The sequence below is a fragment of the Catenulispora sp. EB89 genome, assembly GCF_041261445.1.
Taxonomy (GTDB): Bacteria; Actinomycetota; Actinomycetes; order Streptomycetales; family Catenulisporaceae; genus Catenulispora.
This window is the reverse complement of sequence record NZ_JBGCCU010000001.1, coordinates 498,659-510,203: the sequence shown is the minus strand read 5'-3', so window position 1 is coordinate 510,203 and position 11,545 is coordinate 498,659. Positions and strand designations below refer to the sequence as shown.

General features: G+C 70.8%; 9 protein-coding genes. 5 read left to right on the top strand and 4 right to left on the bottom strand.

All coding sequences use genetic code 11. From position 1 onward, the window contains the following. Positions 1–81: 81 nt before the first annotated feature. A complete protein-coding gene (mfd, locus tag ABH920_RS02385; protein ID WP_370346228.1) occupies positions 82–3,630 on the bottom strand; it encodes a transcription-repair coupling factor in 3,549 nt (1,182 codons plus the stop codon). A 220-nt stretch (positions 3,631–3,850) separates the two neighbouring features. Here mfd and ABH920_RS02380 point away from each other — a divergent pair, with 220 nt between their 5' ends. From ABH920_RS02380 to ABH920_RS02360, 5 genes are all read left to right on the top strand, one after another. Then, positions 3,851–4,861 (top strand): SMI1/KNR4 family protein, encoded by a 1,011-nt coding sequence (locus ABH920_RS02380; RefSeq protein WP_370346226.1) that lies wholly within the window; start codon positions 3,851–3,853, stop codon positions 4,859–4,861. 142 nt (positions 4,862–5,003) lie between these two features. Further along, the gene (locus ABH920_RS02375; RefSeq protein ID WP_370346224.1) at positions 5,004–5,480 is read left to right on the top strand and encodes a carboxymuconolactone decarboxylase family protein; all 477 of its coding nucleotides are present in this window, start codon (positions 5,004–5,006) and stop codon (positions 5,478–5,480) included. 362 nt (positions 5,481–5,842) lie between these two features. After that, positions 5,843–6,517, top strand: coding sequence for a hypothetical protein (locus ABH920_RS02370; RefSeq protein WP_370346222.1), 675 nt, complete (start codon positions 5,843–5,845; stop codon positions 6,515–6,517). A 63-nt stretch (positions 6,518–6,580) separates the two neighbouring features. After that, entirely contained in the window at positions 6,581–7,027 is a 447-nt protein-coding gene (locus tag ABH920_RS02365; protein WP_370346220.1) for a hypothetical protein, read from the top strand. Positions 7,028–7,434: 407 nt separating this feature from the next. Continuing rightward, complete coding sequence (locus ABH920_RS02360) at positions 7,435–7,974, top strand: hypothetical protein (protein ID WP_370346218.1); 540 nt, start codon at positions 7,435–7,437, stop codon at positions 7,972–7,974. Positions 7,975–8,321: 347 nt separating this feature from the next. On the opposite strand, the gene ABH920_RS02355 is transcribed toward ABH920_RS02360, so the two are convergent. The 3 genes from ABH920_RS02355 to ABH920_RS02345 form a co-directional block, all read right to left on the bottom strand. Then, entirely contained in the window at positions 8,322–9,068 is a 747-nt protein-coding gene (locus ABH920_RS02355) for a hypothetical protein (RefSeq protein ID WP_370346216.1), read from the bottom strand. 9 nt (positions 9,069–9,077) lie between these two features. Continuing rightward, positions 9,078–9,356 carry a hypothetical protein gene (locus ABH920_RS02350; RefSeq protein WP_370346214.1) on the bottom strand — a complete coding sequence of 93 codons (279 nt, stop codon included), beginning with the start codon at positions 9,354–9,356 and terminating at the stop codon, positions 9,078–9,080. A gap of 109 nt (positions 9,357–9,465) precedes the next feature. Beyond that, positions 9,466–11,526 carry a phosphocholine-specific phospholipase C gene (locus tag ABH920_RS02345; protein WP_370346212.1) on the bottom strand — a complete coding sequence of 687 codons (2,061 nt, stop codon included), beginning with the start codon at positions 11,524–11,526 and terminating at the stop codon, positions 9,466–9,468. Positions 11,527–11,545: the final 19 nt, after the last annotated feature.

Here is an 11,545-nt window from a genome sequence, read left to right as displayed (position 1 = left end):
TGTCGCCGGCCTGGTTTGCGAAGGACTAGCAGTTGCGAATGGTTCGCAAATAGCTAACCAGGGCCCACTGACAGTCAGCTGCTACATCTTCAGCACCGCGTCGATCAGGTCCCGAGCCCACCCCAGCAGCTCCTGGTCGCGCAGCGGCTGCCCGCCGACCCGCGCCGTCATCGGCTTGGGCACCAGCATCGTGTCCGTCGCCGCCTTCACCAGCGTCTTCGGGTACAACCGCAGTAGCCGCAGCTCCTGCGACTCACGCAGCTTCACCGGGCCGAACTTCACGAAGTTGCCCTGGATCGCGACTTCCGCGAGCCCCGCCGCGCGGGCGTCGATGCGGAACGCCGCCACCGCGAGAAGGTTTTCCACAGGCTGTGGAAAACGTCCGTAGCGGTCGACGAGCTCCTGGCGGACCTCGGCCAGGTCCTCGTGGCCCGTGGCGCCGGCGATGCGCTTGTACGCCTCCAGGCGCAGGCGTTCGCCGGGGATGTAGTCGTGCGGGAGGTGGGCGTCGACCGGGAGGTCGACGCGGATCTCCACCTGCTCCTCGATCTCGCGTCCCTCGGCCTGCGCCCGGTACTGCTCGACCGCCTCGCCGACCATGCGGATGTAGAGGTCGAAGCCGACGCCCTCGATGTGGCCGGACTGCTCGCCGCCGAGCAGGTTGCCGGCGCCGCGGATCTCCAGGTCCTTCATCGCCACGTACATGCCGGCGCCGAGGTCGGTGTGCTGGGCGATGGTCGCCAGGCGTTCGTGCGCGGTCTCGGTCAGCGGCTTCTCCGGCGGGTACGTGAAGTACGAGTACGCGCGCTCGCGGCCGCGTCCCACCCGGCCGCGCAGCTGGTGCAGCTGGGACAGGCCGAAGTTGTCGGCGCGCTCCACGATCAGCGTGTTGGCGTTGGTGACGTCGATGCCGGACTCCACGATCGTCGTGCAGACCAGCACGTCGTACTCCTTGTTCCAGAAGTCGACGATCAGCTTCTCCAGCACGTGCTCGTTCATCTGGCCGTGCGCGGTCGCGATGCGCGCCTCGGGCACCAGCGCGCGCAGCCGCGAGGCCGCGCGGTCGATGGACTCCACCCGGTTGTGGATGTAGAACGCCTGCCCCTCGCGCAGCAGTTCGCGGCGGATCGCGGCCCCGATCTGCTTCTCCTCGTACGGCCCGACGAAGGTCAGCACCGGATGCCGCTCCTCCGGCGGGGTCTGGATCGTCGACATCTCGCGGATGCCGGTGACCGCCATCTCCAGGGTGCGCGGGATCGGGGTGGCGGACATGGTGAGCACGTCCACGTTGGCCCGCGCCTGCTTCAGCTGCTCCTTGTGCTCGACGCCGAAGCGCTGCTCCTCGTCCACGATCACCAGGCCCAGGCGCTTGAACCGCACCGAGTTCGCCAGCAGCCGGTGGGTGCCGATGACCACGTCGACCGAGCCGTCGGCGACGCCGCGCAGCACCTCCTCGGCCTCCTTGTCGGTCTGGAACCGGGACAGGGCCTTGAGCGTCACCGGGAACTGCGAGTACCGCTCGGCGAAGGTCGAGAAGTGCTGCTGCACCAGCAGCGTGGTCGGCACCAGCACCGCCACCTGCTTGCCGTCCTGCACCGCCTTGAACGCCGCGCGCACCGCGATCTCGGTCTTGCCGTAGCCGACGTCGCCGCAGATCAGCCGGTCCATCGGGACCGGCTTCTCCATGTCCGTCTTCACCTCGTCGATGCACGCCAGCTGGTCGGGCGTCTCCACGTAGGGGAACGCGTCCTCCAGCTCCCGCTGCCACGGCGTGTCGGGGGCGAACGCGTGCCCCGGCGCGGCCATCCGCGCGCTGTACAGCTTCACCAGGTCCCCGGCGATCTCCCGGACCGCCTTGCGGGCCCGGGACTTCGCCTTCTGCCAGTCCGCGCCGCCGAGCCGGTGCAGCGAGGGGGCCTCGCCACCGACGTACTTGGTCACCTGGTCCAGCTGGTCGGTGGGGACGAACAGCCGGTCGCCGGGCTGGCCGCGCTTGGCCGCCGCGTACTCGATCACCAGGTACTCGCGGGTGGCGCCGGCGACGGTGCGCTGCGCCATCTCCACGTAGCGGCCCACGCCGTGCTGCTCGTGCACGACCGGGTCGCCGGCCTTGAGCTGCAGCGGGTCGATGACGTTGCGGCGCCGCGAGGGCATGCGGGACATGTCCTTGGTCGTCACCCGCTGACCCGAGACGTCCTGCTCGGTGATCACCCAGAGCCGCTGCTCCGGGGCGACGAAGCCGTGTTCGATGGTCGAGGTGGCGACCGTGGCCAGCGCCGGCTCCGGGACGCCGTCCAGCTCCGGGACGTAGCGGGCGCCGATGTCCGCGCCCTTCAACACCTCGACCAGGCGCTCGGCCGAGCCGTGGCCCTGGGTCACCAGCACCACCCGCCAGCCCTCGGAGATCCGGGCCCTGACGTCGGCCAGCGCGCGGCCGGTGTCGCCGCCGTACTGCTCGGCGTCGTGGATCTGGCTGACCTCGGTGGCGTCCTCCTCCGGCAGCAGCTCCAGGTCCGGGGCGAAGGGCGTCAGCGACCACCACGGCAGGCCCAGGGTGATGGCGTGCTCGCGGACGGACGCCAGGTCCTTCAGCGAGGCGGCGCCGAGGTCGATCGGGGACTTGCCGCCGCCGGCCGTGGCGGCCCAGGACGCGTCCAGGAACTCCGCCGAGGTGGCGGCCAGGTCGGAGGCGCGGGTGCGCACGCGCTCCGGGTCGCACAGCACGATCGGCGAGCCGGCCGGCAGCAGGTCGATCAACAGCTCCATCTCGTCGACCAGCACCGGCGCCAGCGCCTCCATGCCCTCCACACCGATGCCCTCGGAGACCTTCCCGAGGATGTCGGCCAGGTCCGGGTGCTCCTCCATCAGCGCCGCGGCCCGCTTGCGCACCTCGTCGGTGAGCAGCAGCTCGCGGCACGGCGGGGCCCACAGCCCGTGCTCGGCCACCTCCAGCGAGCGCTGGTCGGCGACCTTGAAGTAGCGGATCTCCTCGATCTGGTCGCCCCAGAACTCCAGCCGCAGCGGGTGCTCCTCGGTGGGCGGGAAGACGTCCACGATGCCGCCCCGGACCGCGAACTCGCCGCGCTTGTCGACCAGGTCCGTCCGGGTGTACGCGGCGGCGGCGAGCCGGTTCACCAGCTCGTCCAGGTCGACCTCCTCGCCGCTCCGGGCGGCCACCGGGACCAGGTCGGCCAGGCCCTTGACCTGCGGCTGGAGCACCGAGCGGATCGGCGCCACGACCACCTGCAGCCGGCCGGCGCCCTCGGTGGCGGCGTCCGGGTGGACCAGGCGGCGCAGCACGGCCAGCCGCCGGCCGACGGTGTCGCTGCGCGGGGACAGCCGCTCGTGCGGCAGCGTCTCCCAGGACGGGAAGTCCACGACCGTGTCCGGGTCGAGCAGCCCGCGCAGCGCCGCGACCAGGTCCTCGGCCTCGCGGCCGGTCGCGGTGACGGCCAGCACCGGCCGGCCCGACGAGCTCTGCGCGCGGGCCAGCGCGGCCAGCGCGAACGGCCGGACCGAGCGCGGCGCGGCCAGGTCGAAGGAGGTTCGGCCGGCGGTCGCCGACGCTTCCAGCAGCGCGGCGATCCCCCGGTCGTCGGTTACGGCGTCAAGAAGTCCGGACAGGCTCACAGGGGCCACCCTTCGCGCACGACGAACAGCCCGAAGCCATGCGTCGGCGTCGGGATATCCCTAGAGTACGCCGGTCTTCCGACAGGCTTATTACGGACCAATCCGGACGAAGTTCACCCCGGTGGGGCGAGGTGGGCAGGCGACATACCCGTCGCCGGTTCGGAGCCGGTACCTTTCTACCGGACACCACAGAAGTGAGAAGGCCGGAGCGAGACCTCAGATGGCACAGGCATCCGCACAGCGGCACGGCATACCGAACGGCCAGTTCGCCGGACGGATCATCGAGTTCAGCGACCCCGAACTCGACCGGAAGTTCCCGCACGGCATCTACCTGACCATGCACGGCTACCCGGAGTTCGCCGTCTACGCCCGGCACACGGTGCAGATCGCGGACCCGCCCTCCGGCCTGTCCGTGGACGAGATCCGGGTCACCGACGTGATCGCCGCGAACCTGCTGGCCGCGGCCTCCGGCGACCCGCTGTGGGAGGCCCGGCAGAACACCGCCACGCCGCAGGGCTGGACCTGGGCGCACGCCGCCGAGTCCCGGATGCTGCACTGCGTGCCGATCGAGCTGCACGGCGCCTTCCGGCACCACGGCGGCATGGCCACGCTGAAGGCCGACCGCAACCGGTCCGGGCTGTTCACCGAGGGCATGCTGGAGCCGGTCGCCTTCGAGCGCAGCGGCTCGGTCCCGGAGGACGCGATGGCGCAGCTGGAGCAGCACCTGGGCTTCGCGCTGCCGCCGTCCTACCGGCGCTTCCTGGCCGGCACCGACGGCGGCCGGCCGATCAGCCCGGCGGTGAACCTGGCCGGCGGCTTCATCGCCGACCAGTGGCTGTTCGGGCTGCGCCGCGAGGACCCGCACCAGGACCTGGTGTACGCCAACCAGGCGCTGTACGACCGGTTCACCGAGGAGTTCCTGGGGATCGGCTACGTCCAGGGCGGCATGCTGGCGCTGAAGATCCGCGGCGCGGAGCCGGGCTCGGTCTGGCTGTTCGACGACGACGACCCGCGCGACTCCGAGAGCCGCGACGCCGCCAGCGTGTGCGCCGAGCTGCTGAAGAAGGTCGGCAACGACTTCGACGACTTCGCCCGGCACCTGGTCGCGCTGCCGCAGCAGATCGTGGACATCGCGCGCTCCGCGGTGGACTCCGGGCACGCCAACGCGGTCACCGACATCGAGCACCTCGGGGCCGCGCTGCCCGAGGGGCTGAAGGCGCCGCGACGCTGACGCCGGCCGGGCTGGGCCGCGGCAAGGCGGTGCCAGCCCGGCGCCGGCGACCCGTGGCACACGTCACACCGGAGCGCGTCACAGGATTCCGTGCTTCCTCGTCCTAGGGGTGTAACCAGCCCGAAGAACGAGGGAGCAGATGATGGAAGCCCGCGTGAACGCCTTCGCCACCCCGACCGGCGGCAAGCTCGCCAAGTACCTGATCGCGGCCAGCCGCGTGCTGCGCGAGTCGAGCGTGCCGGCCGCGACCCTGCACCTGGTCGAGATCCGGGCCAGCCAGATCAACGGCTGCGGCTTCTGCCTCGACATGCACACCAAGGACGCCACCGCCGCCGGCGAGACCCCGGCCCGGCTGAACCTGGTCGCCGCCTGGCGCGAGGCGGGCTGCTTCACCGAGGCCGAGCGCGCCGCGCTGGAGCTGGCCGAGGCCGGCACCCGGCTGGCCGACGGCTCCGGGGTGGCCGACGAGGTGTGGGCGAACGCCGCCAAGCACTACGACGAGGACCAGCTGGTCACGCTGGTGTCCCAGATCGGCCTGATCAACGCGTTCAACCGGATGAACGTCATCACCCGGCAGCCGGCCGGCGACTACGTGGCCGGCCAGTTCGACGCGATGTAGTAGCGCGGGGCGGCACAGGGGAGTGCGAGGGGCGCGAGGTTCCTCGCCGACCGCACGGCGACCTGCGGCAGCCGGTTCTCGGTAGCGCCGCGGCCGCCAGGGCCCGAAACGCCAGGACCACCCTGCGCCGCGCGCCTGGTCGTCGCGCAAAAAGACCGCTGCCGCACAGCCTCGTCCGACAACCGCCTCCACCAGTTGTCAGCCCTCTTGCACCGGTGCCCCAGACGGGCGCCGGTGCGCTTGCTTTTTGTTCTGTACGCCCGCACGCCACCCGAATGCTGCCTTCCGCGTGACCTGCCGATCTTCTGCCGCGTTGAGGGGCCAGTTCCCCTACACACCAAACGCAACGAAAGGAGTCGGCGATGCGCAAGTACCTGTCCTTCGCCGCCGTGGCCTTGTCCTCCGGTGGCGCGTTCATCGCTGCCGCCGGCGCGGCCCACGCGACCACCGCCAACGACAACTGGCGCGCCGCCCCGTGGCTGGCCTCCAGCCCGGTGGCAGTGCACGGCATGCCGTTCGACCACCAGGACACCATGTCCGGCCTGTGCGGCATGCAGCGCGACAAGACCGTCGCCGGCACCGTCAGCAGCGACCTGGTCCAGAAGCTGTGCGCCGGGACCGGCGACATGGACCAGACGCCGCCGGTGCCGGGTCCGCCGCCGATGGGCAACCCGCCTCCGTGCACCGTGGTCTGCCCGCCCTCGACGTGGACCCCGCCCACCCCGCCCACGCCCCCCACCCCGCCGGTGCCCCCGCCGCCGCCGGTGACCCAGCCGTGCCCGCCCCCGCCGCCGCCGTGCCCGCCGGTGCCCCCGCCGCCGCCGGTGCCGTGCCCGCCGGTTCCGTGCCCCCCGCCGGTCACCCCTCCGCCCCCGCCGCCGGTGCCGTGCCCGCCCCCGGTCCCGAACCCCTGCCCCCCGGGTGAGGAGCACGGCTGGGCGGCCGACCAGGCCGCGGCCGGCCAGATGGCGCCGACCGCCGGCAACACCACCGCGGGCCTGCCGATCATCGGCAGCGCGCTCGGCGGCCTGCTCTAGCCGGACCGTGCGGGCCCGGCACGAACCGCCGGGCCCGCGCTTCGAAGTCAAGGGAGAACCACGTTGCGTTCCCGGGCAATCCTGACGGTGGCGGCCGCGACCGCCGCCACGCTCGGTGGCGTCCTGGCCTCGGCCGGCACCGCCGCGGCGACGACCGCACCACTGACGACTCCGACACCTCCGACGGCTCCGCGGACCGCCCCCACACCGGGCGTCCTGGCCGTCGAGAACGCGCTGGAGTTCGCCAACAACTGGTGCGTCGCCCCGCTGCACTGGTCCGGACCCCTGGTCTCCGACCCCTTCCCGAATCCGGGCGACGCCTGCCGGCACCCCGGCAGCACCGGAGGCGTCCACGTTCTCAGCGATCTGTGTATCGCGCCGATCTCGATTGACGACCCGCTGGGTCCCGGGACGACGCCTGCCAGACCGTGCCAGGACGCGGGCGCGGCCGGACCCGGATTCGAGATCCTGCGCAACGTGTCCGTCGCGGGCGTCCAGACCACGTTCTGAACGCCGCAATTCCTTCCACCTTCCACCCGGTCTCGGCCAATGCATTTTGTCAGGCGAGTCGTTAGTCACAGGAATCCGCCGGCCGGCGATCCCGACGCAGGGCCCCCAACGGGTCAACAAAGACGGAATATCGTCGGCCGACCACCCTTCGACAGCATTGATCTGCACCACCAGTGAGATGCCGAAAGCTTGTTTGACCTGCTTGATTGCCTTGTTCAGCCAGCGTGGAAAGTACGAAGAATGACGTCCAATCAATCACTCGTCAGTGTCTTGGGCCGCGCGCCTCCCGACTTGATATACGATTCTTCGCGAATGGCAGTATGGTTCAAAGCAACAAGGTGGCGGGCTCCGGATTCCTCGCCCGTCAGGTCACCATCGATCCACATCGACAAGGAAGAACGATCAACATGGCATTTCTGAAGCACGCCACCGTTATCGCCGCGCTGGCCAGCGCGGGTGTCGTGGGCATGGCCGGCATCGCCTCCGCGGCGGCCGACGACGCCTGGAACGGCGGCAGCGAGCACCACAAGGCCGGCGACAACAACGTCGGCCAGGGCGGTCTGATCCCGGTCAACGCGCTGAACAACGTCAACGTCGCCCCGAACCTGGGCTGCCTGGCGGACCACACCGTGCCGGACCTGACCGCGCAGGGCCTGGTCGGCCTGGTGCCGGTCGGCGTGAGCCTGAACCACCTGCTGGAGCACGCGAACCTGAACGTGCTGAGCAACGGCAACATCACCACCGACACCTACGACAACTCCTGCACCTCGAACCAGGGTTCGTCGCAGGCCGGCAACAACAGCCACGGCTCGGTCGGCGCGGGCGACAGCAGCAGCTCGCACGCCACCGGCAACGGCGCCGGCTCGCAGAACAACGGCGCGGGTGCCGGCGCGGGCGGCCTGATCGGCTCCTCGGGCATCCTGGGCAAGGGCGGCCTGGACCTCTAAGTCCACGCTCCTGCTGGAGTGACGTGCCGGGGTCCGCTCCGGCACACACCGGCGGGCGGAGGCGGGGACTGATCTCCCCCGTCGCTCAATCGGGCGAAAGTCCGTTATCGCTCGTCGGAGTGATTCTCACCGTATGAAAGGCCCCGCGGGACGCGTACCGCGGGGCCTTTTCCATGCGCTGGCACCGTTTCGGCCGGCCGGAGGTCCGGCGAGCGGGTGCTCAGCTCATTGATTCAGTTGTGTCGCGCACTGCCACTCGTTCTTCACTCGTACGGCGTGCCGGGCGTCCCGACCCGGCTCACCGCGGAGACTCTCACAAGGCACTGTCAGCCTCGCGGGCGGCGCCGTCAGCCGTTGGCGGCCTTCGGGGCGTTCTTCAGCGCGTCGCGGACCGTCTTGGCGTCCGTCACGGCCTTCTTGATGTCGTCGCGAGCGTCCTTGGCGGCGCCGCTGACGTCCTTCACCGAAGCGGTCAGCGCCTTGCCGTCCGGGCCGGGCGTGAGCGCCAGCAGCGCGGCGTCCTTGCCGTCGATCCGGGCGTCGGCCGCCTGGATCACCGTGGTCATGTCGGCGAGCAGGTCCTTGTTCGCGGCGGTGTCCGCGGCCGGGTCCTTGGCCAGCCGGTCGGCCAGCGCGTCGTGCACCTTCACCAGGCGGGCCAGCGCGGCGGTCTCGACGTCCAGCGCGTGCGTGAGGTGGACCTTCGGCGCCACCAGGACGTAGACGCGGTAGTCGTCGACCATCGCCTTGCCGTCCGCGCGGACCGCGGCCGCCGTGGTCTCGCCGGCCACCTTCGTCTTCAGCGCCGTCAGGCCGCTGACATCGGAGGAGATGACCTGGCTGAGCGTGGACCGCGCGGCGTCCGGCACGTCCTTGTACCCGGCCAGCGCCGTCTGGAGCTTGCCCAGGGTGGTCAGGCGGTCGGTGATGCCGTCGGTGACCGCGGTCTTCGCCTTGGTCAACGCGGCGGGATTGTCGGCGGCGGCGTTCGAGGTGGTGTTCGAGGTGGTGGCGGCGTTGGCGGGCAGCGCGACGGCGCCGACGGCGATGAGGGCGCCGACGGCTGCGGCACTCAGGCGGGTACGGAAAGACATGGGGATCTCCTAGTTGTCACCGGCGGTCTGAGTCGGCTCGGCCGAGCTCAGCGCACCGTTGATGTCCGACAGCTGTTGGTCGATCGACGACAGATCGCCGTCCGGGTCGCCTGCTACCCCTTGCGAGTCAGTGCGGCCGACACTGCTCTCGCTGGATGCTCCCGGCACGCCTGGAGCAGTGGTGGTGGTGGCTGTCACGCCCACACCCGACGGGCTCTTGCCCGAGCACGCGGTCAGGGCGCCCACACAGGCCACAACGACCAGCGCCGAAGCGATTCTCGACTTCATGCCTCGATGGTCGCCGTCGCCCGGTAAGCCCTCGATCAATAAGGGATAAGTAAACGCCCCGGGGAAGCCCCGGGGCGTTCAGTGTTCTCTTCCGGTCCGTTCAGCCTGCTCAGCCGGTGATGATCGCCGGGTCGCTGGCGCTGGGCCGGCCGTTCTCCACGTGGCCGGCGAAGCGCCGCACGTACGTCGCGTCGTGGTCGGTGGTGACCGTGGCGTCGTACCAGCCGTCGGACTCGCCGGCGTTCACGACGTGCGTGACGTGCTTGCCCGCGCGGACCCGGTGCGTGGCCCGGTCGTCGCAGCCGTAGGAGTCGGTGACGGTCACCGTGACGTCGGCATGGCCGTTGTTGGTCAGCGTCAGCTTCAGGTTGCGGCTGCTGCCGACGTGCTCCGCGACGACCTCCAGCCCGGCCTTGGCGGCGTCGCCCTTGAACTCGCGCAGGAAGCCGTTGGCGCCGCGCACGTCGTAGTCGTACGCGCCGGCGAGCTTCCAGGTCCCGTCGATCCCCTGCCGCGCGCCGACCGTGTAGCTCCACGGGCCGGTCTTGTCCGTGGTCGAGGTGACCACGAACGCCGCGCCGGCCGGGCCGTGGCTGGCGAAGGCGATCCGCAGCGCCCCGCCCGTGATCCGGCCGTCCGCCGCCAGGTCGTACGGCAACGGGCGGGCGGGGCGCCGGCCGGCCTCCTGCTTCGGCAGCACCGTGCTCGTCGGCAGGGTCACGGGGTAGCTGTTGTGCCGGGCGTGGTCCGGCGGCACGTAGGAGGCGGTGCTCGGCAGCTCCGGGACCTCGGTCTCGCGCAGCCCGAAGTCGAAGGCGCTGGTCAGGTCGCCGCAGACGGCGCGGCGCCAGGGCGAGATGTTGGGCTCGTGCACGCCGAACCGCTTCTCCAGGAAGCGGATCACCGAGGTGTGGTCGAAGGTCTCGGAGTCGACCCAGCCGCCCTTGCTCCAGGGCGAGACCACGAACATCGGCACCCGCAGACCCAGGCCGTAGGAGCCCTCGTCGAAGCCTGCGCCGGCCGAGTAGTACTCGGTCGAGGTGTCGACCGTGGAGGCGCCGCCGACCGGGCCGCCGGGCACGAACGGCGGGACCACGTGGTCGAAGAAGCCGTCGTTCTCGTCGTACATGATGAACAACGCGGTCTTGCTCCACAGGTCCTCGTCCGAGGACAGGATGTCCAGGACCTGCGAGACGTACCAGGCGCCGTAGTTCACCGGCCAGTTCGGGTGCTCGCTGAACGCCTCCGGCGCGGTGATCCAGGAGACCTGCGGCAGCTTGCCGTTCTTGACGTCCTGGGCCAGCACGTCGAAGTAGCTCTGCCCGGCCGCGGCGTTGGTGCCGGTGCGGGCGTTCTCGTACAGCGGGTCGCCGACCTTGGCGTTCTGGTACTGGTGGAAGTACAGCACCGAGGTGTCGCCGTAGTTGCCGATGTAGGCGTCGTTGGTCCAGCCCCACGAACCGTTGGCGTCCAGGCCGGTGCCGATGTCCTGGTAGATCTTCCAGGAGACGCCGGCGGCCTGCAGCCGCTCGGGGTAGGTGGTCCAGTCGTAGCCGGCCTCGGCGTTGTTCAGGACCGGGCCGCCGCCCTTGCCGTCGTTGCCCGTGAAGCCGGTCCACAGGTAGTAGCGGTTCGGGTCGGTCGAGGTCATCAGCGAGCAGTGGTACGCGTCGCAGACCGTGAAGGCGTCAGCCAGGGCGAAGTGGAACGGGATGTCGTCGCGCTCGAAGTGCGCCATCGTGCCCGGACCCTTGGCCGGGATCCACTGGTCGTAGTTGCCGTGGTTCCAGGCCTGGTGGCCGCCGTTCCAGCTGTGGTCCAGGCCGTCCAGGAACTTCAGGCCCAGGTCCGGCACGCCGGCCGGCCGCCAGGGCAGGATCTCGCTACCCGAGGCGTCCGTCTGGTGCCAGACCGCCTTGCCGTTCGGCAGCCGCGCCGGACGCGGGTCGCCGAAGCCGCGGACCCCGCGCAGGGTGCCGAAGTAGTGGTCGAAGCTGCGGTTCTCCTGCATGAGGATCACCACGTGCTCGATGTCCTTGATGGTGCCGGTGCGCCGGGCGGGCTGCACGGCGGCGGCGCGGGCGATGCTCGCGGTGAGCATCGGCATCGAGGTCGCGGCGGCGGTGCCGCCGGTGATCTGGAGGAACCTACGTCGATTCACTGCGGTCATGGGGGCGGAGCTCCTTGCG